The 20,578-nt window shown below is 46.5% G+C and carries 19 protein-coding genes; 16 read left to right on the forward strand and 3 right to left on the reverse strand.

Annotated features, from left to right (window positions below; translation table 11 throughout):
- Positions 1 to 24: 24 nt before the first annotated feature.
- Positions 25 to 2,718, reverse strand: coding sequence for a DNA mismatch repair protein MutS (gene mutS / locus AABW11_RS08555; RefSeq protein WP_340104600.1), 2,694 nt, complete (start codon positions 2,716 to 2,718; stop codon positions 25 to 27).
- Positions 2,719 to 2,889: 171 nt separating this feature from the next.
- On the opposite strand from mutS, the gene AABW11_RS08560 reads away from it, so the two are divergent.
- The 7 genes from AABW11_RS08560 (at position 2,890) to AABW11_RS08590 (ending at position 8,528) form a co-directional block, all read left to right on the forward strand.
- Positions 2,890 to 3,813, forward strand: coding sequence for a YihY/virulence factor BrkB family protein (locus AABW11_RS08560; RefSeq protein ID WP_340104602.1), 924 nt, complete (start codon positions 2,890 to 2,892; stop codon positions 3,811 to 3,813).
- Between the two features lie 2 nt (positions 3,814 to 3,815).
- On the forward strand, positions 3,816 to 4,403 hold the full coding sequence (locus tag AABW11_RS08565) for a DNA-3-methyladenine glycosylase (RefSeq protein ID WP_340104604.1): 588 nt from the start codon (positions 3,816 to 3,818) through the stop codon (positions 4,401 to 4,403).
- A 111-nt stretch (positions 4,404 to 4,514) separates the two neighbouring features.
- Complete coding sequence (locus tag AABW11_RS08570; protein ID WP_340104606.1) at positions 4,515 to 5,135, forward strand: YceI family protein; 621 nt, start codon at positions 4,515 to 4,517, stop codon at positions 5,133 to 5,135.
- Between the two features lie 168 nt (positions 5,136 to 5,303).
- The gene (locus AABW11_RS08575; protein ID WP_340104608.1) at positions 5,304 to 6,668 is read left to right on the forward strand and encodes an MGH1-like glycoside hydrolase domain-containing protein; all 1,365 of its coding nucleotides are present in this window, start codon (positions 5,304 to 5,306) and stop codon (positions 6,666 to 6,668) included.
- Positions 6,669 to 6,773: 105 nt separating this feature from the next.
- On the forward strand, positions 6,774 to 7,424 hold the full coding sequence (locus AABW11_RS08580; protein ID WP_340104610.1) for a CDGSH iron-sulfur domain-containing protein: 651 nt from the start codon (positions 6,774 to 6,776) through the stop codon (positions 7,422 to 7,424).
- Between the two features lie 202 nt (positions 7,425 to 7,626).
- Positions 7,627 to 8,121 carry a hypothetical protein gene (locus tag AABW11_RS08585; RefSeq protein ID WP_340104612.1) on the forward strand — a complete coding sequence of 165 codons (495 nt, stop codon included), beginning with the start codon at positions 7,627 to 7,629 and terminating at the stop codon, positions 8,119 to 8,121.
- The gene (locus tag AABW11_RS08590) at positions 8,121 to 8,528 is read left to right on the forward strand and encodes a DUF423 domain-containing protein (RefSeq protein WP_340104614.1); all 408 of its coding nucleotides are present in this window, start codon (positions 8,121 to 8,123) and stop codon (positions 8,526 to 8,528) included. The genes AABW11_RS08585 and AABW11_RS08590 overlap by 1 nt, the downstream gene beginning before the upstream one ends.
- Positions 8,529 to 8,543: 15 nt before the next feature.
- On the opposite strand, the gene AABW11_RS08595 is transcribed toward AABW11_RS08590, so the two are convergent.
- Positions 8,544 to 9,395, reverse strand: a complete 852-nt coding sequence (locus AABW11_RS08595) for a mechanosensitive ion channel domain-containing protein (protein ID WP_340104616.1) — start codon at positions 9,393 to 9,395, stop codon at positions 8,544 to 8,546.
- Between the two features lie 298 nt (positions 9,396 to 9,693).
- Here AABW11_RS08595 and AABW11_RS08600 point away from each other — a divergent pair, with 298 nt between their 5' ends.
- Complete coding sequence (locus AABW11_RS08600; RefSeq protein ID WP_340104618.1) at positions 9,694 to 10,218, forward strand: hypothetical protein; 525 nt, start codon at positions 9,694 to 9,696, stop codon at positions 10,216 to 10,218.
- 6 nt (positions 10,219 to 10,224) lie between these two features.
- Complete coding sequence (locus AABW11_RS08605; RefSeq protein ID WP_340104620.1) at positions 10,225 to 10,626, forward strand: MmcQ/YjbR family DNA-binding protein; 402 nt, start codon at positions 10,225 to 10,227, stop codon at positions 10,624 to 10,626.
- Between the two features lie 259 nt (positions 10,627 to 10,885).
- Here AABW11_RS08605 and AABW11_RS08610 read toward each other — a convergent pair whose 3' ends face one another.
- Positions 10,886 to 11,305 carry a helix-turn-helix domain-containing protein gene (locus AABW11_RS08610; protein ID WP_340104622.1) on the reverse strand — a complete coding sequence of 140 codons (420 nt, stop codon included), beginning with the start codon at positions 11,303 to 11,305 and terminating at the stop codon, positions 10,886 to 10,888.
- Between the two features lie 123 nt (positions 11,306 to 11,428).
- On the opposite strand from AABW11_RS08610, the gene AABW11_RS08615 reads away from it, so the two are divergent.
- The 7 genes from AABW11_RS08615 (at position 11,429) to AABW11_RS08645 (ending at position 20,494) form a co-directional block, all read left to right on the forward strand.
- Complete coding sequence (locus tag AABW11_RS08615; protein WP_340104624.1) at positions 11,429 to 12,037, forward strand: hypothetical protein; 609 nt, start codon at positions 11,429 to 11,431, stop codon at positions 12,035 to 12,037.
- On the forward strand, positions 11,992 to 14,544 hold the full coding sequence (locus AABW11_RS08620; protein ID WP_340104625.1) for a T9SS type A sorting domain-containing protein: 2,553 nt from the start codon (positions 11,992 to 11,994) through the stop codon (positions 14,542 to 14,544). The genes AABW11_RS08615 and AABW11_RS08620 overlap by 46 nt, the downstream gene beginning before the upstream one ends.
- A gap of 75 nt (positions 14,545 to 14,619) precedes the next feature.
- Positions 14,620 to 15,627, forward strand: a complete 1,008-nt coding sequence (locus AABW11_RS08625; protein ID WP_340104627.1) for an alcohol dehydrogenase — start codon at positions 14,620 to 14,622, stop codon at positions 15,625 to 15,627.
- Positions 15,628 to 15,873: 246 nt separating this feature from the next.
- Positions 15,874 to 16,413 carry a DUF411 domain-containing protein gene (locus tag AABW11_RS08630; RefSeq protein ID WP_340104629.1) on the forward strand — a complete coding sequence of 180 codons (540 nt, stop codon included), beginning with the start codon at positions 15,874 to 15,876 and terminating at the stop codon, positions 16,411 to 16,413.
- A gap of 150 nt (positions 16,414 to 16,563) precedes the next feature.
- The gene (locus AABW11_RS08635; RefSeq protein ID WP_340104631.1) at positions 16,564 to 17,391 is read left to right on the forward strand and encodes a hypothetical protein; all 828 of its coding nucleotides are present in this window, start codon (positions 16,564 to 16,566) and stop codon (positions 17,389 to 17,391) included.
- A 148-nt stretch (positions 17,392 to 17,539) separates the two neighbouring features.
- Positions 17,540 to 19,129 carry a phosphoenolpyruvate carboxykinase (ATP) gene (pckA, locus tag AABW11_RS08640; protein ID WP_340104633.1) on the forward strand — a complete coding sequence of 530 codons (1,590 nt, stop codon included), beginning with the start codon at positions 17,540 to 17,542 and terminating at the stop codon, positions 19,127 to 19,129.
- Between the two features lie 774 nt (positions 19,130 to 19,903).
- Positions 19,904 to 20,494, forward strand: coding sequence for a DUF3347 domain-containing protein (locus AABW11_RS08645; protein ID WP_340104635.1), 591 nt, complete (start codon positions 19,904 to 19,906; stop codon positions 20,492 to 20,494).
- Positions 20,495 to 20,578: the final 84 nt, after the last annotated feature.

Here is a 20,578-nt window from a genome sequence, read left to right on the forward strand (position 1 = left end):
TTCTGCAATTGCAGGCAAAAGTCTTTATTTCGCCAGCTTCTTCAACTCACTCAGAAGCAACAGCGCCTCAATCGGGGTCATTCGTTCGGGGTCGCTGGCATCGAGCTTGTTAAGCAGGGTTTCCACGTTTGGATCGATCTGCGATCCGAACAGGGTCATCTGTGGCATTTGCTCTTGTTTGTTTAGGTTTTGAGTGGTTTGTTTTGCTGCTTTCTTTTTTGATGCGGTCTGTGAGATGGCTCCGTTTTCGTTTTGTTTGCCATCACCATCATGACTGACCTTAAGAGAATGACTTTCCAGGTTAGACAAAATCTCTTTCGCGCGTTCAATCACCACCGGGGGAAGTCCGGCCATGTTGGCCACCTGGATACCGTAGCTGTGATCGGCTCCGCCCCGGACAAGCTTGCGCAGAAAGATCACCTTGCCGTCGTGTTCCTTCACCTTGACGCTGAAATTTTTGATTCGCTTGTAGCGGCTCTCCAGTTCGTTCAGCTCGTGGTAGTGAGTGGCAAAGAGAGTTTTGGCTGCCACTTCCGGTTTGTTATGCAGATATTCTGATAGCGACCATGCAATGCTCAGCCCATCAAAGGTGCTTGTGCCACGCCCGACTTCATCAAGCAGAATGAGCGATTTCGGCGTGGCATTATTCAAAATATTGGCCGCCTCATTCATCTCTACCAAAAATGTACTTTCACCGGCAGCAAGATTATCGGATGCGCCAACACGAGTGAAGATTTTATCCACCAGCCCGATTGTCGCTTCCTCGGCCGGGACAAAACAGCCTATTTGTGCCATCAGCGCGAGCAGCCCAACCTGGCGCAGTATCACGCTTTTACCCGCCATGTTAGGGCCGGTGATCATCAGGATCTGGTGCTCGGTGTTGTCGAGATAAATGTCGTTAGGAATAAAAGGCTCGCCGGCACCAAGGGTTTTTTCAACAACCGGGTGACGCGATTTCTTGGCTTTCAACACATCGTCTGAATTTACCTTGGGATGCGAATAGTTATTTCGAAACGAGACCTCCGCAAAACTCTGCAGGCAGTCGAGCTCCGCCAGGGCGGCGGCAATCTGCTGGATTTCATCGGCAAACTCGGCCACATACAAACGCAGCTCTTCAAACAGCTCGCCTTCGAGTGTTTTGCTGCGATCTTCGGCCGACAATACTTTCTCTTCAACTTCCTTCAGCTCCGGCGTAATATACCGCTCAGAATTGACCAGCGTCTGCTTGCGAATAAAGTGTTCCGGCACTTTATCTTTATGCGTGTTAGTCACTTCAATATAGTAGCCGAACACCTTATTATACCCGATTTTGAGCGATGGAATGCCCGCCTCTTTTGCCAGCTTATCTTTGATACGAGCGATGTACTGCTTCCCGTTTCGCGCAATTTCCCGAAGCTCATCCAGGTTCTCATCAAACCCGTCATTGAAAATCCCGCCATCTCGGATACTCGCCGGCGGATCTTCCTTGATCGCTCTCTCGATCCGGTCCTGCAGATCAACCATCAGCTTCAGACGATCATTGACCGAGTAAATGAGCTCATTCTCCATTTGTGAGACCTGGCTCTTCACCCGCGGAATTTGCGCAAGTGAAAGCTGCAGCTGTTTCAAATCGCGTGCATTTGTTCGTCCTACGCTGATGCGGCTGATCAGCCGTTCGAGGTCGCCAATCTGTTTGAGCTCTTCCCGAAGTTCATCCCGACGGTTATGCTCATCAAGTAAAACTTGAACCGCATCAAGCCGCTGCGTTATTGGCTTCACCTGTTTGAGTGGACGCATTATCCACTTGCGAAGCAGGCGACCGCCCATCGCCGTACAGGTGTCATCTAAAATAGAAACCAGCGTGCCTTCCGAGCCGCCTTCCTGCATGCTTGATGTGAGCTCCAGGTTTCGCTTAGTGGATCCATCCAGCGACATGTAATCGGCATTCTCATATGCATAAAGCCTCTTCAGGTGGCCAAGTGATGATTTTTGAGTCTCATGCATATAGTGCAGAAGTGATCCGGCCGCCACGTGTGCAATCTCAAGATCTTCAACTCCAAATCCTTTTAGCGAATGAGTTTTAAAATGGTCAACGAGTTGATTGTAGCCATAATCACCCTCATACACCCAGTCTTCAATGAAGGTGGTGTTGTAGCTGGAAAGCTGGTCAGGGAGGCTGTTTTTGAGCCCCTTTTTCAGCAGGACTTCTGAGGGCTGAAGTGATTGAAGGAGCGTGTCAAGATCCTGTTTAGATACCTGGCTAAGCCCGAATTCGCCGGTTGAAATATCAGAAAATGCAACCCCCGCTGTTCCGCCTGCCATGTAAACCGATACGATATAATTATTTCGTTTATGCTCGAGCAGTTTTTCCGACATTGTGACACCCGGCGTGGTAATTTCGGTCACTTCGCGGTTCACAATTTTGCGGCCGGCATCTTTCGCTTCATCGGGATTTTCGGTCTGCTCACAGATTGCAACGCGATATCCGCGCTTCACCAGTTTAGGGAGGTAGGTGTCGAGCGAATGGTAAGGGAAACCCGCAAGCGGGGTTTGATCGCCGCCGTTATTTCGCTTGGTAAGCGTGATGCCGAGTTCCTTACTGATCAAAACAGCATCGTCAGAAAACGTTTCGTAAAAATCGCCCACGCGAAACAGCAAGATGGTACCGGGGTGTTTCTCCTTGATGGTAAAATACTGACGCATCAGCGGCGTCTGTTTCTTCTTTTTGGTTTTTCCCATGGTCGCTAAACGAACAGTTAAACAATTTCTTTTATGTTGGATGAAAGGTATTGAATTCTGAGGTTTTTTTAGAGGTTGAATAATGCAGAGAAATGCTTGAAATCTGATTCCATATATAGGTGTAGCAGCGTTAGCTGTTTTAATCCTAAAGGCAAAGCCGTATTTTTAAAGATGAAAAGTACGCGTTGGCAAAAATTTAAAAATTACTGGAAGCTCGTAGGCCGACTGGCCATGAAAAAAAATGTGTTCTTCAACGCATCCGCCATCACCTTTAATCTTTTCTTATGTGCCATTCCGTTTACGCTGATACTCATCTCGCTGCTCGGCTATATTCTCTCTATAGAAGCGGCGTTTGATGAGGTGATTCGATATGCGCGTGAGCTGTTCCCTTCATTTACGTTTGAAACCCGTGGTGAAGATGTATTCGAAGGCGTGGTCACCATCGAGGAGCTCATAATGCCGCTGGTGGAAGCCCGCCGTATTTTCGGGATTGTGGGTATCATTATTCTCACATTTTTTTCGCAGGGATTGCTGCATTCACTGAAACACGTACTATTTGAGGTGTTTGATATCGAGGAGCGCCAGCATCCTGTGATGGAGTTGGTGTATAACTTTTTCACGTTTGGAGTGGTGGGAGGTGTATTCCTGTTTTTCACAATCGCAATTTCGCTGATTTCACTCTACCCGGTAGACTCCATATCTATCCCGTTTACAGAAACAGTTATCCAACTCGGCTGGATTACTGAATTCCTGGCGCGCCTGGTTCCCGCCATCTTTACACCGCTGTTGTTTTATGTGATTTTCCGGTACATCAGCGAAAAACGAATCTCACGGAAAGTGTCGTTTCTGGCGGCCATTATCTACACAGTTCTGTTCGAAACGGCCAAATATGGCGTAGGTCTTTATCTTGGCTACGCATTGACGGCCTATCGATACTACTACCAGGGATATACAATCCCCGTTATCATCGGTGTATGGGTTTTCTATTCTGCTGTTCTGTTCGTTCTGACAGCTGTAATGGCCCGTGCCTACCAGGATGTCTATGAAAAAGAGCGTCCGTCTATCGAAAAGAATCCTTATACAGCTATTTCTTAATAATGCAGATTAAAGGCAATATCCTGGATCAGGATTTTTATCGGCGGCCGGATGTCGTTGAAATCAGCCGGGATTTACTCGGGAAAGTTCTCTGTACATTTTTTGATGGAACCCTCACAGCGGGGATGATTTCGGAAACGGAAGCATATTGTGGCAGAAACGATCGGGCATGTCATGCAAATGACGGGACTCGAACAGCTCGTACAGAAGTGATGTATGGTGAGCCGGGCCACAGCTATGTCTACCTCTGCTATGGCATCCATCACCTGTTTAATGTGGTAACCAACGAGGAAGGGTTGGCGGATGCGGTCTTGGTCAGGGGCATTCAGCCGATGGATGGATTGTCCCTGATGAAAGAGCGGAGAGGGTTGGTCGAAGAGAAAAATTTGTGCAACGGTCCCGGGAAACTCACCCAGGCCCTCGGTATCGACACCTCTATGACCGGATGCAGCCTGATAAAACCGCCGGTCTGGATTGAGGATCGTGGTATATCAGTCAATGAAAACAATATTAAAGCAACGCCTAGAATTGGTGTTGATTACGCCGGTGAGCATGCAAAGCGTGAATGGCGCTTTCTGCTGGAAGATTGATGTGACAAAATTGTTACAAATAGTTTAATGTTTAACGAAACGTTTTATATTTGCAATGCGTTGATTCAGTCAGATTTAATTAAGAATCCACATCAAACAATAAACAAACTTATGATACGCAAGACGATAACTATACTTTTTACAATGCTTTTCGCCTTTACGGGGCTGGCAATGAATGGTGTCAGCGACGACGACACTATCCGCTCAATACCATGGGAAATTGATTCTGCGCACAGCGCGATTAATTTTACAATCAGTCACTTCTTTACACCGGTCGATGGGACCTTTGAAGATTATGATGCAACGGTAATGTTTAATCCCGATGACCTTGGAAATAGCATGATTGATGTAACAATCCCGGTATCAAGCATTAATACACGCAACGACCGCCGTGATGGTCACCTTCAGTCAGAGGATTTCTTCAACGCTGAGCGATGGCCAAACATCTCGTTCGAAAGCAGCTCTATTGAAAGCCGTGGCGATAACGAGTTTGTTGCAATTGGAGAGCTGACTATCCGAGATGTGACCCGCGAATTTGAACTTCCATTTACCCTCCAGGGTATGATGGAAAACCCAATGAAAGAAAATACTACGGTAGCAGGAATTGTGGCTAACGCGAAGCTTATGCGTACAGACTTTGGCGTTGGAGTAGGCGACTGGGCCGCAACGGCAGTGGTTGGTGATGAAGTGAACATCCAACTAAACCTTGAGCTGAACACAACCGCTCTTTAAAAAAGCGTTTAGTTCAATTGATTCTAAAAAGCCGTGATCTTGTTAAAAGACACGGCTTTTTTATTTTTAGCTTTTAGTGCCGGCTCTATTTTATAGAAATGTAACAGCAAACCTGTTTGATATTCATGAGATTACACAGAACTCACCATTTAAACTCTTTTGAAAAAAATGAGTCAATCAACAGAAAGCCAGTCACCACCAGGACTCACAGATCATATTAAGGAAGCAAAAAAGGTGCTGGAGCAAAACCGTGTTGGATCGTTTACCAAACCTGCAGCGAATTTGTACCCCTACCAGTGGTCGTGGGACTCCGCTTTTATCGCCATCGGATATGCCCATTACGCGCAACATCAGGCAGAGAAAGAGTTGCTTCATCTGTTCCGGTCTCAGTGGCAAAACGGGCTGGTGCCACAAATTGTGTTTGCAAACGAGGTGAAGAAAGGTACTTATTTCCCCGGGCCTGATTTTTGGCAGACTGAAGACGTAGAAGCGGCACCTGATTCTCCAAGAACATCCGGTATCTGCCAGCCTCCAATACACGCAACCGCAGTTATGCATGTCTTAAAATATGGCGATGATTACGAACGGGCTAAACGTTTTGCTGCGGAGATATTTCCAAAATTAAAAGCATGGCACGAATTTTTGCATCGTGAGCGGGATCCGGAAAATGAGGGCCTTGTGTACATTCGACATCCATGGGGATCAGGGCAGGACAATTCACCCATATGGGATGCCGTCCTGCAAAATCTTGAGATCAGCCCTGAACAGGTCCCTCCTTACAGCCGAAAAGACACTGATCTAATTCATATCGATGAGCGCCCGTCTGATGACGATTATGACAAATATGTTTACCTGCTCGATTTTTTTCGTCAGAGGAAGTATGATGAGGAACGCATCAGAAAAGATGGCTGCCCGTTTTTAATCCAGGATGTGCTTTTCAATTCCCTTCTCTGCAAAGCAGACAGAGACCTCGCGGAGATTGCCAATGCTATCGGGGAAAAGAGTAAGCCATTTACAGAGCAGGCTGACAGAACTGCCCGGACAATCAACGATAAACTGTGGGATGACGAGCATGATATGTACCTGGATTTTGACTTAAACGAAAAACAACGAGTGCGGGCGGATGTACTCTCCGGGTTCATCCCGATGTTCGCGGAAATACCCGGTCAGGACCGCGCCAATCGAATGTTTAACTACCTTAACACACACTGTTTTTGCCGGCTTGATGATGACTGTTTAGCGGCTCCCAGCTACGACCGGAGCGGCCCGGGCTATTCAGCAAGTAAATACTGGCGAGGGCCCATTTGGATTAATATGAACTGGATGCTTAGTGAAGGACTCCAGGCATATGGAAATAAGGAGTATGTGACGCTCATCCGGAATTCAATCGCTAAGCTGACGCTGAAGAACGGATTTTGTGAATACTTCAACCCTGAATCCGGCGAAGGGCATGGTTCGGATTGTTTTTCGTGGACCTCATCTCTTCTTATTGATATCGCCACACGGTATGATGTAGAAACATTGGAGGATTAATGGTTATGGACTTTATACCAACACAAGTTTTATTCTTTCAATAGTTAGCAGAATGTGCTTAATTGTTCAAACTATAAAGTATAACCCTCAATACACGGCTGACTTATGAAAGAAAAAATCCTGACTTACGAAGGAGATGATATCACGGTAACATATGACCTGAAGCGATGCATTCACGCAGCAAACTGCGTAGACGGCTTGCCGAAGGTATTTAACCCTGACCGCAAGCCGTGGATTGATGCGGACAAGGCGCAAGGAAACGCCATCGCAGACGTGATAGAAACCTGCCCGACCGGCGCCTTGCAGTACACCATGAAACAGTCTGACAGAATAGAAACGCCCCCCTCACATAACAGAATTTCTCTGCAAAAAGACGGACCGGTATATATATTTGGTGATATTGAGGTGCAGGATCACGACGGAAACACTGTTCTGGAAGACACCCGGTTTGCATTTTGCAGGTGTGGGGCGTCGGCCAATAAACCAGCGTGTGATAATTCACATAATGAAATGAAATTTCAGGCCGGTACAAAAGCCGACCCATCAAAATTGCCTGAACCAAAAGCAAAAGGAGACAAGCTGGTTATCAAACTCATGCAAAACGGACCGGCAATTCTTGGAGGAACCTATACAATGGAATCTGACTCTATGGAGCCTATTACAAGTGACAAAGGTGTTGCACTTTGCCGGTGCGGCGCATCAGGTACAAAGCCGTTTTGCGATGGTAGTCATAAAGAGGTTGGGTTTGAGGGGTAAATGGGCATTGGGTATTTTCTATATGTAGAATAAGATGTCAAATAGGGGCTAACGTTAAGTCAAATTTGAAATGCCGGAAGCAGCCGATCCGCCGAAGGGGCCGTAACGGCGGTACATTCCACTGGATTGAGAACAGAAAAAACCCCGGGAATGCTCAGGTCTTTATTCGACAAATGAATTGCCATGACTTCGACAAATTCAAATGAAAATTAAACTCATCTTACCGGTTCTTACAATCTTAGCATACGGGCTAATAGCCTGCGAACCGCAAGTAACGTCAACATGCGCTGATTGTGAGTTTTACGAATTTGAATACACCGAAACCATTTCTCTGATCAGCGGCTTTGATTCAACGGAGATATTGATTGAACAACCCTATTCGGATTGGGAACATCAGGAATCTATTGAAACTCCGCCTATCACATTCAGCGATCGAACAGCCGCTGATTCTACGGTAGTGCTTCGGTTTACGGTAGAAGCAGGAGCCGGATCAGAAGAAGCCCGGGCTTTTCATGAAATTGGGTACGATGGCAAGCAATTTAGGGTGTGGTATGGTTCAAGTTCCAGACATGAATTCAGGGGAAAATCGTCAGTAAATACGCCCCATCCGCCCTATTTCAGAATTAAAGACATTGAGGTAAGAACTCCCTACCAAAAAGAAGCGGACATTCATTTTAACCTAAGATTTCCTAAGTAATGACGGCCAAAACAACTCTTATCTCCGGTTCAATTTTTATGGCTCTTGCCGTGGCTTTTGGCGCATTTGGCGCTCACATTGTTGAAGGAATGCTCACACCCGAGAGGTTTGAAGTTTATAAAACTGGTGTGGACTATCATTTTTATCACGCGCTTGGACTTCTGATTCTGGGCGCAATCTCAATAAACATTCCGGAAAATAATAACAAATGGCTGAGCTGGAGCGGATACTGCCTTACCGCCGGCATCCTGATCTTCTCCGGGAGCCTCTACTTGTTGACTCTCACCGATACGGGCTGGCTTGGTGCTATCACTCCAATCGGCGGTTTGGCGTTTATTTTTGGCTGGATTTTTCTTGCGATAGGGGTTCTCAAAAATTCAAAATTAACCGACACAGAGTCAGATTAAATGTGTAGTAAAATATCATGGGTTCCCCGTGAAATCATGATTCTCGAACACATCCGACAAAATAGCCTGCTCTATGAAGCTTCGCTCGGTAGTTTTTGCAGGGACACGAACGATAAGGTGAACTTCACCCGCTGCGGGAACTGATATACGAACACGTGGGTCAACTGAAGGAACATCAAGGCCGCGCCTGTCACTTAGCTTTTCCATAATGCTTCTTGCATCCTCGAGATAAGGCGCACAGTATTTATCTGCTGATTTTTGAATCGCCTCTTGAGCCGCTTTCCAGTTTTCTTCCCGTTTGAATGGCACCGTAAACACATGCAGTACGTATTCATGCGTGAAACTTTCATTGATAACGGGGTCCGACAGGAACAGAGCGTTTGGGATGACGGTCATGCGCCCGGTGCGCTGCTGGGTCATTTTACCAGGCCCTACCTCAAGGATTGTAGTGGCAAGAAGATTCTGATCGATCACATCTCCCCGAAACTCTTTGACCTGAATACGATCCCCAATATCAAACGAGCTGGCACCTGATTTCAGAATTGACCCGGTGACACAGAGAATAAGCTCTTTTGTGGCAATTACCAGTGCCACCGCAATAGCCACTACCGATAGCGCAAGGGTTCGGAGTTCCTCGCCCCAGATCAACAGAATTCCGAGGAAGAACAGCAGGATTAGCCCGTTACGCGATTGCACAATCCACTTTCTTCGCAGCTCCTGAGAGGTCACAGAATTTAAAATATAGCGCCTGCTCAGCACACGAAGTATGAAAACAAAGAGCAGTAGTAGAATAGTGTTTATGATCAGTCTAAACTCAGAGTATGACATCTGGGCATTTTCAATCAGCGATTGAAGTGTTTGAAGCATAGAAAAACATTCTAAATTTTTTGTATAGTTTGTAAGTGTTGGTCTGCAAGGCTGAAGGTTAATTCCGTGTCCCTGCATATTGTTTATTTACACCCGGAAATAACAGGAACATTATCTTCTGAAAAATACTCAACTGTTTGCGCTTGTTGAAAATAAAAATGCGCTCAATTAAATTCTGCTCCGCCAGGCAGTCTTGTAGTTTGAGAGATGCTAAACGGAATCAATAAAAAGTTTGATAATACAACGCAGAGGGGAGAGTCGTTACCTATTCAATGATAAACCAGTAAACTTACTTGTTATGAACCGACTTAAGATATTTTTAATTATTGTGATGTGCATTAGCCCGGCAGTTTTGCTCGCTCAAAACGAAATCGAGCGTGAACGCATATCGCTCGAAGGCCTTCAGGAATTCGGTTTTACCGCAAATATTGAGGGAAGCCGAACTATAGCCGATAGCGAAACACTCACACCATCTACTATCCGCCAGGAAGCCATTTCCCGGATTGTGGATGCAGATTTAAGATATGTGTCAGATGAAGAGGTGCGGTCGTCGGCTGACATCCCTTTTCTTCATATGCATATCAACGCGATGGAACTGGAGAACGGCCTGATTCCTTTTTCAATAAACCTGCGGCTTTATCAGCCGGTCAAACTTAGCCTGAACCGCGATCTGCAGACTTCGGCAAGTACATGGGAAGATGGAATGGTTGGCCTGGTGTCTTACAACCGAATTGAGGTGATACAGGAAGCTGCATTAGGTATGATAGAGATTTTTATTGATGATTATCGTGAGGCGAATGGGCGAAATAGTTCCATCAGATAGTATTTTATGATGCCTGTTCTTCTGCATATATTTTTAAAAACATATCATTCCATAGTGGATATTGAAACCTACCGCGGCTACTGCCTCTCTTTTCCCGGCGCGACAGAAGATCTGCCGTTTGATGAGAATACGCTCTGTTTTAAGGTTGCGGGTAAGATTTTTACGATCTGTGATATTGATGAGTTTGAAAGCATCAACCTGAAGTGTGATCCTCAGAAGGCAATTGAGTTACGTGAGATGTATCCCGGTAAAGTAGTTCCCGGGTACCACATGAATAAAAAGCACTGGAACACCGTGAGTATGCAGGATGATATCCCGGACGACAAGATTAGGCTGTGGATCAAAGAGTCGTACGACCTGGTGGTGGCAAAGCTGCCGAAGAAGGAGTGTGAGAGGCTTAGTCATTAGTCATGAGATGTGAGACTTGAGATGTGAGAATGGGTGAAAGGTGAAAGGTCAAACGTGAAAAGGCAAAAGTGAAAAGTGGGGTATTGAGCCCTTGAAATTTATCGTTTCCCAATATCTGCACCTGCTTATTAATCTTTAATTGCACCCAAATAGATGGCTGTTTTTCACTTTTGCCTTTTCACTTTTCACTCATAATTTTCACTCATAATTTTCACGACTCACGACTCACGACTCACGACTCACGACTCACGACTCAGTGTCAAATCCCCGCCTTCTCCTCCAAAAACTCCGACGGCGTTTTGCCGAAGTGCTCCTTGAAAGTGTGGCTAAAATAGGAATGGTTCTTAAATCCAACCGCATAAGCGACCTCCGTAATGCTTCCGGTCATCCCGGCAGTCAAAAGCAGATGCGCCTTTTCCATCCGGAACGTTTTGATGTATTCGCCTGAAGTTAATCCGGTCTTCTTTTTGATTTTTCGAGCCATATAACTGCGTGATAAGTTCAGATCCAGTGCAAGACTTAATACATTGAATTCAGGTGTTGAATAATGTTTTTCCAGAGAATCTGTAACCTCTTGCAGAAACGGGTCAGTATTGCAGTTTGGACGAGCATTATGTTTTGGTTTGACGGTGCCTATAACTGAAAGCTTAATAGGCAACAAACGCTGGATATCAACCAAAAGATTAAAGATGACGTTGCGTTTTTGGAACCGATCAAAAACTATTCCATCGCTTGAGGTGGTTCAGGAAGAACTTATTCTGAAACCAGTACGGTCAGCAGCACCCGGACAATTGAATTTAATATGGAAATTAACACAGAGGTTGCTGCTGAACTGGGAGCGGTAATCGGCGGGTCGGGCATCTCTGGAGGCACCACGCTGCGTGTGCAGACAAACATGGGTAAATCGGAAACAGTACAGCGAACACAGTCCAATACGGTCGGTTTCCATTTACAAGATAATGATGCTGGAGACTCGTTCACCGTGGACGTGAAACCGGACCCTGTGTTTGGAACCTTTGTGTTTGGATTGCAGGCTGCAACCACCAGCTGTCCGTGGGAGCCGGGTACATTGCCTCGGGATGGCACCCAGCTTACAGTCGATTCGCCAACCCAGGTAGATGTGCCTGCAGATGGTGCTGCCATATTTCGCCTGACGCTCGGTAATACGGGGCAAAATGATGAGGAACGCGAGTATCGCCTTGATGCTATTACAGGATCCAACCCTGATGGTGCAGTAGTTCGGCTAAACGGATCATCAATTGCCGATAATCCGCCAATCAAGATCCCATCGGGAAGTTCACGAGATGTAACGCTGACGATTGAAAGAGGGCCTCTTGCTTTTGATTATGAGAATTTGGGATCCTTATGCGTTCGACCTGTGATGCGGCAATTGCAGATACGGTATCTCTGACGGTGCGGTTCGAAAGTTCATGCAGCCCGATGGAGCTCGATTTCCCTGAAGATAACTGGATTGTTAACGCAAATAGCGGGGACGAGCTGGAAATTTCTGTGAGCGGGTATGATCGATCCGCCTTCAATAATATTCTGCTTCAGTCTTCCCCATCAGGCCAAAACAGCTGGTCGACGTCGCGACTCATCACATCGGACGAGATGCCCAATAACAGAGCGACTGTTCAGTGGGACGTCAGCAATCTTGATGACGGAGAGTACGACTTCAGAGTAGCAGTACAGTGTGATGAAGGAATTACCTATACGTCTCATGTATCGGGGTCCATTCGTCGAAGCGGCCTGCTGGTTGAAGGAATTCCGTCACCCTCAGATGATATTCTGAATATTGGTGATGTTATAAATGTGACCTTTAACCGAAATATTGAACCCTCATCGGTAGTAGCGGAAAATGTAAGGTTAGTGGATCTGTCTACCGGCGAGAAGATACCATTATCGTACGTAGTGAGTGATCGCAGAGTAACAATCACACCGGAAGGTGATCTGAGCGAACTGCAAAACAGGTTACTTCAGGCATCTTTACGGGGTGTCGTAGATATGTCAGGTAATCCGCAAGTGGACGCAGCTACCTGGACATTCCGGGTCCGGCAAAACCCGATCGCCTGGAATAGCGGTGTGCTGAGGCAAAATATTCTTCTGGGTGATGGAGACGGAACCATTTTAACTGCAGAGCTGACAAACCAGGCGGCTGAAGAAGAGACATTTACAATTGTCAGAACTCCTGAGTGGCTGGATGCCATCACAACCTCTGGAACATTGCAGCCAGAGGAAAGCCGGTTGATTGCGTTTACGCCAGACCCGTTGCTTGGAGCCGGAATGTACCGTGATACGGTAGTCGCTGAAACATCTCTCGGGAATGAAAACCTGATTGTAGAATATGGTATCCAGTGTGAGCCGCCCGCGTGGGACCTGGATACAGCGTCATTTTCAAACAGCATGAACCTTGTCGCAGATTTCTACATAGAAGATGTACCGTTCAGTAAAGAGAACGACATCGTTGCGGCTTACGTGGGTGATGAACTGCGGGGCGTGAGCCGGGTGGTTCCGTCCATCCCCGCTGATACCTCGGCAAAGGGATATCTTTATACCGGGTTTTTAACCATCTTTAGCAACCAGTCGTCCGGTGAAGATGTTTCATTCAGGATTTGGGATTCCGCTGCTTGCCAGGTGATGGATATCGCCAACACGCTCGAGTTCCAGTCGGATGCGGTGATTGGTTCAGCAGACTCGCCCGAACAGTTTACGGTGTCTGGCGCAGTGCTTCAGTCAATACCGATGCAAAGCGGAAATAACTGGATTTCACTGGGTGTTGAGGCGACAAACATGTCGGTCAACATTGTGCTCTCCAGGGTTTGTCCGAGGGATGGAGATGTCATCATCAGTCAGGGAGGTTTTAACCAGTATGTGCTTGGCGCAGGCTGGGTAGGCCGAATCGATTCGCTCGACCCCGGCATCATGTATAAAATGATCCTCGAGAATGAATCTTCACTCGATCTGATCGGTGAGCCGGTTGATGGAGATGACCGCCCAATTTCGGTTAATGAAGGCTGGAACTGGATTGGATATCTACCCGACCAGTCCCTGCCGGTGAGCGACGCGCTCCCCTCACTAAGCCCGGCCGGAGGTGACATCATCCGCAGCCAAACAGCATTCTCACAGTATAGCAGCAACAGCGGTAGTTGGGAAGGGGATCTCTCAACGATGAGTCCGGGTGCCGGCTATAAACTTCGTCGTTCTGAAAGCGGTACGCTTACGTACCCCAGCGCCATGGATGAGAATAACATAGAAATGTTGAACATGTCGATCGCGGAAGAACCCGGATGGGAGGTGAATGCAGCCGATTATGAGCAGGTCATGGCCGTTACCGGTCGATTGACACTAAGCGGCGATGTTATTACCGGAGATTCTGCCTGGCTATCAGCCTGGATTGATGGTGAGCTCAGAGGTGTGACGCGTGCAGTGAAAGTGCTGGATCAGTGGCTCTACTTCATGAATATCAATGGCGACTCAGACGAAGGTGAACCAATCATAGAGTTCAAGGACTGGCACCCCGAATTGGGTCTATACGAAGATCTGTCCGGATCGGTGACATTCAATGCCGAAAGCGTTATAGGCTCACCCCGTGAGCCGATTGAACTGCTTGGAGAGGTCGCAACTTCATCTGAAGAAACTTTCAGCAACCTGCCGGTCTCCTTTGAACTGAATCTAAACTATCCGAATCCGTTCAACCCGACTACTCAAATAGACTTCGCCCTGCCGGAAGCTTCGGATGTTCGCCTTGAGATCTTCAACGTGATTGGTCAGCGAGTATCGGTTCTGGTTAACGAGCAGCGAACAGCGGGCTATCATAATGTCAGGTTTGATGCGTCTGGCTTGGCAAGCGGCGTCTACTTCTACCGAATACATGCGGGCTCTTTTGTGAAAACTCAGAAAATGATGCTTTTGAAGTAGGTAATGTGGAATCATATTGCCTGTTGAGCAGTTTTCTTACTTAACAGAACAAGTAATTAAATCACGAGGATGAACATGAAAGCAGCCCAGGTAAAAGAAGCTGGTAAAGATTTCGAATTGGTAGATATTCCTAAACCGGAACCGGCAGCTAACGAAGTGCTGATTAAGGTGGAGGCGTGTGGAATTTGTCACAGCGATGCGATGGTGAAAGATGGTCTGTTCCCGGGCATTGAATATCCAAGAGTACCCGGCCATGAAGTTGTGGGCATTGTAGAAAAAGCCGGTGAAAATGCATCGCAATGGGAAGTTGGAATGCGCGTGGGCGTTGGCTGGCACGGTGGCCACTGCTTTACGTGTGAGGCCTGCCGGCGCGGCGATTTCATCAACTGTGAAAATGGCAAGATTGCGGGAATTAGCTACGATGGTGGCTATGCCGAGTATATGACGGCGCCGCAGGAAGCGATTGCAAATATTCCGGATGAGCTCTCATCAGAAGAAGCGGCACCGCTGCTATGTGCGGGTATCACCACGTTTAACTCATTGAGAAATACAGATGCCAAGCCGGGCGATTTAGTTGCTGTGCAGGGCATCGGCGGGCTGGGTCACCTGGCCGTGCAGTATGCAGCGAAGATGGGATTCAAAACAGTCGCTATCTCCACAAGCGATGACAAGGAGAAGCTGGCGAAAGATTTGGGCGCCCATCACTTCATTAACGCGAAGAAGCAGAATGCGGCTGAAGAGCTTCAGAAAATGGGCGGTGCACGGGTGATTGTCGCAACCGCACCGAATACAAATATCATTGGTGATATCGCCCACGGACTCGGACTGGAAGGGAATCTCCTTGTTCTTGCGGCCACAGGTGAAACATTTGAAGTGTCGCCGTTTACGCTGATCATGGGTCGCAAAAAAGTATCCGGCTGGCCAAGTGGTACTGCGAAGGATTCCGAAGACACGCTCGACTTCAGCGCCATGACCGGCACCACGCCGATGATCGAAACCTATCCGCTTGAAAAAGTAAACGAGGCGTACGATCAAATGATCAATAACAAAGCACGATTCCGCGTGGTGCTTAAGTTTAAATAATTGTCGTTATAAATTGAAAGTAATCAATATAGAAAGGCTGTTCTCTCAGCCTTTCTTATTTTCCATGAGTTGAAGAGCATGTTATGCTTTTTATTTTACAACTATAAAATGATGGAGTGAAAAGTGCCGCATTTCATGAAACACATACAATATCACTGGCCTTGCGGTGTTAAATCCTCAATCACAGAGGCTTCATAAATTATCACTATATTAGTCTTCTGAATAAACTAAAGACCACAAATTATTATGAGTAATAAAAAATTCTATTGGATTGCCGGATTTCTAATTGGGGCAAGCGTCGCGTTTTGGTTTTATATGTTCCAGTCTCAGGAGACTCCTCAAGTAACGGCAGAAGCGGAAACCCCAACTTTTTATGAGCCGGTTGTGGCTGAAGATTCAGGTAAGCGTTTTGAGGGCGATGTCAGCCTGACGATGTACCGCAATGAAGGGTGTGAGTGCTGCACTAAATGGGCCGATTACCTTGAAGATGAAGGCTGGGATGTGACTGTAGAAACCGTCAGTGATATGTATTCCATCAAAGAAGAAAGTGGTGTACCACGTGAGCTTAGCTCATGTCATACCGCACTGGTTGATGGGTATGTGATTGAAGGCCACGTGCCAATCGAAGATATTCGCCGCCTGCTTGCCGAGCGGCCTGATGCTATTGGAATTTCAGCGCCGGGTATGCCGCCAAACTCTCCGGGCATGGATCTTGATGTTGAAAATGAGTGGCAAACCGTACTGTTTGATGGAGAAAACATGACGGTGTACAACACGCATAATTAACTTTCGCGTTGTAACCGGCCGGTTTAACGATATGATGAATAGCCTCGTTTATAGAATAAGCGGGGCTTTCTTGTTTTAGACCGGTATTGTGATGTTGGAACCGATCAAACAAATGAGAGCAGCACTTCTGAAAATAACCCGGATTTCTGAATGAGTCTCCCGTCGAAAATTTTCGATCTCTACATCAAAGCCAGTCTGCACGTGGCTCTGGCCGTAACGGCTTTTGCGTATGTGACCGTCCAGGAGCTGGGGCTGACTCACGATGTGTGGCTTTACGGTTTTATTTTCAGTTCAACCATTCTCTCCTATAACCTCACAAAATATATATCCGTAGCGGCATCCGATTCTATTCTTACCTCTCCGCTTCTGAAATGGATTGGCGGCATTACGGCATTAAGTTTTTTAACGACATGTGTTCTTTTGTTTTATCTGCCGGCTGATGTGATCATTGCTGCACTTATTTTTGGCAGCGTGACCGTTGCCTATGCCTTGCCGATATCCGAGGAAAAAAAGAATCTCAGAAATATTTATGGGATTAAAATAATAGTGATTGCGTTCGTATGGGCGGGCGTGACGGTTGGCCTGCCTGTGCTGAATGCAGGTCTTGAATCTGTAGAAATGACGAACCCGCTATATGAGGGTATTCAGAGATTACTATTTGTATCAGTTCTGATATTGCCATTCGATATCCGTGATTACAGAAGTGATGACCCAACACTGGGCACACTGCCACAGCTCCTTGGTGTTAATAAAACAAGAATTCTGGGACTGATATTATTGAGTGTGTGCCTGGTTATTGAGTGGGTTCAAAATCCTGAAGTATCCGGCTCGTTCCTTATCTTTTTCTTCATGACCATACTCACTGCTGTGATGGTTCGGCGGTCAATGGTGAAGCAGTCCGCTTACTTCGCCTCTTTTTGGGTTGAGGGAATTCCGATTGGCTGGGCGCTTTTGCTATATCTTATAGAGTTAATTTGAAATTATTTGTCTGTGGTAGCGGTTTTCTGTAACGTATTAATTATCAAAGAGAAAAGCCGTTTATTTATGACCATTTTTAATCAAATCTTCACGTTTAATCGGTATTTATAAACGGGTTAAATAACCTAAAACCAAAAGCCAGAGCGACATGAAAAAGACAACATTCGATCTATCTCAACACGATATTCACGTAGAAAATATTATAAGGAACCCGGCACCCGGTAAATTTTATGAAGATGCCATCAAGTATGATGCAGGCTCTGCAATAGCTGATAACGGAGCACTGATTGTAAGATCCGGAAAACGAACCGGACGAAGTCCTGCTGACAAGCGGGTGGTGAAAACTGAAAATATAAGTGAAGATATCTGGTGGGGAGATATCAATATTCCGCTTGATGAACACACATATAATATTAACCATCGAAGAGCAACAGACTACCTCAACACATGCGAGCGGCTCTATGTGATTGATGGATTTGCCGGCTGGGATCCGGAGCACCGTCTGAAAGTCCGAATCATTGCCGAACGTCCCTACCACGGATTGTTTATGCATAATATGCTGATACGTCCAAGTAAAGAAGAACTTAAAGAGTTTGGCGATCCTGACTTTGTGGTGTATAACGCCGGCAAGTTCCCCGCCAACACGTTTACCGAAGGCATGACATCTGATGCCAGTGTGGATGTAAACTTTGAAACAAATTCCATGGTGATACTTGGAACTGAATACGCCGGGGAGATGAAGAAAGGTATCTTCACCGTGATGCACTACCTGATGCCGCAGAAAGATGTTCTTTCTATGCACTGTTCAGCCAACGAAGGAGACGATAAAGATTCTGCTCTTTTCTTTGGACTGTCAGGTACGGGTAAAACAACTCTATCTGCAGACAGCAGCAGGAAGCTGATTGGTGACGATGAGCACTGCTGGAGCGAAGATGGGGTCTTCAACATCGAAGGTGGCTGTTACGCAAAAGCGATCGGGCTGACCGAAGAGTCGGAACCCGAAATTTACAACGCCATTAAATACGGCACCGTACTGGAAAACGTGGTCTATGATGAAAATACACGGGAAGTTGACTACGACGACGTGAGTATCACGCAAAATACGCGTGCATCCTACCCGATTGAGTATATTGATAACGCCAAAATACCTTGCATTACGGGACATCCGGATAATATCATCTTCCTGACGTACGATGCGTTTGGCGTCCTGCCACCGGTGAGTAAATTGACGCCCGAACAGGCGATGTACCATTTTATTAGTGGATATACTGCGAAAGTGGCCGGGACCGAAATGGGTGTAACGGAACCACAAGCAACGTTTTCCGCCTGCTTTGGCGCAGCATTTCTTGTATGGCCACCATCGCGATATGCTGAAATGCTGGCTGAAAAAATGAGAAAACACGGATCCAATGCGTGGCTGGTTAACACCGGTCTGACAGGTGGTGCATATGGAACCGGAAAACGCATTGATCTGAAGAGTACGCGCGCCATCATCGACGCTATCCACTCAGGGTCGCTGAAAGATGTCGATACCGTGAAAGACGATGTGTTTGGCGTTGAGATACCCACTGAATGCGAAGGCGTTGATCCAAAAGTACTGGTCCCCAAAAAGGCCTGGAGCGATAAAGATGCATACGACGAGGAAGCGAAAAAACTTGGCGGACTCTTCAACAATAACTTCAAAAAATACAAAGACGAAAGCAGCGAAGAGATTCTGAAAGCCGGACCAAAAGTCTGACGTCAGACTCTATATTATTCACATTCAATCAAGCCGCTCCGGTATCGGGGCGGCTTTTTTTTTATGTTCGTATTTGATGCTAGCCGAACCTGAAATTAGTGGTCATTGGAGTAAGCGAGGCTGGTTTTTTGCACAAGTGCCAGCCTCATCAACCCGCCACGATTGGAGGTCCTTCGGACGCTGCAATGTGGCTGGCCCAACCTCCGGGCGTCCGAAGCGTTGAGTGGTGGCGCACCAGGTTAAGCTAAGTTCGTGTCTTGTTGAAATGTGGTTTAGCCCCGAATGCTTTCGGGTTGAGTTTTTCAAAAAAATCGATTTATGACGTTTTAATATAGTATTCCGGGACGACTCATCTGATGACTCGCATGCGGCAATTTACCGTTAAAACGACATTAGTCACTTGTTTAAATCATTTTTCAAGGCAGAACTCAATTGGCCGAAGGCCAAAAACAACACAGCCCAGGGTAAAACTCTGGGTCAGAAACAGAGTCGTAAAAAATATCAGGCTGACAATCTGCAATATCACCATCGAATTGTCGACACAGTAAACACGCTCTATCTTTTAATTCTATGGCGGTTTCAAAAGCTGAGTTGGTTAAACCCTGCGCCCGTTAAATTGAAATTCGAATAAATGGAGATCGTACATCAGTCAACTACACCCGGTAGCAGGTTCCTCTGGAATGTGCGTCAATTTTGATCTACATTGATTTAGCAGGCATATAACCAAAGTAAAAATTGATTCGAGAACGCATTAAATAGAGAACAGGCAAGATTATGAAAGCACTAACTTTTTCTGCGATTCTGCTTTTAATGACTGCCTTGACGGCATGCAGTGGTAGCACTGACGAAAATCAAGCCGATACCGGCGAGCAGAATGTGTCGAATCAACAGCAAGCGCAGATTCAGCAGCAGGAATCACAAATTCCCTACAATTTCAGGCTGGAGATGGAAACGCTGCTGGAGCATTATTTTGATTTAAAAAATGCGGTGGTGACGTCTGAAATGCCGGCGGCAAAAGAAGCAGCAAAAGAGCTTTCAGCATACACAACTGAAGTGATGGATGAAGTTTTGGAAGCAGAAAACCAGGGTTTGTGGCTTGGTATTGCGCGAATCATTCGAACAGAATCTGACAAACTTATTAGTACAGATAGCCTGGAAGATATGCGTATTTACTTCGAACATATCTCCAGAACAGTGATCAGGATTGCCGACTCCTTCGATCCCGCCGGCGACCCGTATTATCTGATGGAGTGCGACGAGGCGGCCATCGGTGAAGGGCAGTGGCTCAGCCGCGATGAAGAGATTCGCAATCCCTATCAAACCTCTGCAGATGTGAGTTGTGGAGAGATTTTGGAGGAGTTTTAGTCAAATTTTAAAACTCTCAATCTAATATGTCAAGCAAATTCATCTTTACACAAGGCATCAAAAATTGTGTTATCACACCTAATG

Origin of the sequence: Rhodohalobacter sp. 8-1 (assembly GCF_038150125.1) — a bacterium.
GTDB lineage: Bacteria > Bacteroidota > Rhodothermia > Balneolales > Balneolaceae > SW132.

Bases quoted from the DNA above. Each gene is read 5' to 3' on its own strand.
- AABW11_RS08585 (WP_340104612.1), top strand. From the start codon at position 7,627: ATGAAAATTAAACTCATCTTACCGGTTCTTACAATCTTAGCATACGGG.
- AABW11_RS08625 (WP_340104627.1), top strand. From the start codon at position 14,620: ATGAAAGCAGCCCAGGTAAAAGAAGCTGGTAAAGATTTCGAATTGGTA.
- AABW11_RS08605 (WP_340104620.1), top strand. From the start codon at position 10,225: ATGATGCCTGTTCTTCTGCATATATTTTTAAAAACATATCATTCCATA.
- AABW11_RS08645 (WP_340104635.1), top strand. From the start codon at position 19,904: ATGAAAGCACTAACTTTTTCTGCGATTCTGCTTTTAATGACTGCCTTG.
- AABW11_RS08600 (WP_340104618.1), top strand. From the start codon at position 9,694: ATGAACCGACTTAAGATATTTTTAATTATTGTGATGTGCATTAGCCCG.
- AABW11_RS08595 (WP_340104616.1), bottom strand. From the start codon at position 9,395: ATGCTTCAAACACTTCAATCGCTGATTGAAAATGCCCAGATGTCATAC.
- AABW11_RS08570 (WP_340104606.1), top strand. From the start codon at position 4,515: ATGATACGCAAGACGATAACTATACTTTTTACAATGCTTTTCGCCTTT.
- AABW11_RS08635 (WP_340104631.1), top strand. From the start codon at position 16,564: ATGAGTCTCCCGTCGAAAATTTTCGATCTCTACATCAAAGCCAGTCTG.
- AABW11_RS08565 (WP_340104604.1), top strand. From the start codon at position 3,816: ATGCAGATTAAAGGCAATATCCTGGATCAGGATTTTTATCGGCGGCCG.
- AABW11_RS08615 (WP_340104624.1), top strand. From the start codon at position 11,429: ATGGAAATTAACACAGAGGTTGCTGCTGAACTGGGAGCGGTAATCGGC.
- pckA (WP_340104633.1), top strand. From the start codon at position 17,540: ATGAAAAAGACAACATTCGATCTATCTCAACACGATATTCACGTAGAA.
- AABW11_RS08560 (WP_340104602.1), top strand. From the start codon at position 2,890: ATGAAAAGTACGCGTTGGCAAAAATTTAAAAATTACTGGAAGCTCGTA.
- AABW11_RS08580 (WP_340104610.1), top strand. From the start codon at position 6,774: ATGAAAGAAAAAATCCTGACTTACGAAGGAGATGATATCACGGTAACA.
- AABW11_RS08575 (WP_340104608.1), top strand. From the start codon at position 5,304: ATGAGTCAATCAACAGAAAGCCAGTCACCACCAGGACTCACAGATCAT.
- AABW11_RS08620 (WP_340104625.1), top strand. From the start codon at position 11,992: ATGCGTTCGACCTGTGATGCGGCAATTGCAGATACGGTATCTCTGACG.
- AABW11_RS08630 (WP_340104629.1), top strand. From the start codon at position 15,874: ATGAGTAATAAAAAATTCTATTGGATTGCCGGATTTCTAATTGGGGCA.
- mutS (WP_340104600.1), bottom strand. From the start codon at position 2,718: ATGGGAAAAACCAAAAAGAAGAAACAGACGCCGCTGATGCGTCAGTAT.
- AABW11_RS08590 (WP_340104614.1), top strand. From the start codon at position 8,121: ATGACGGCCAAAACAACTCTTATCTCCGGTTCAATTTTTATGGCTCTT.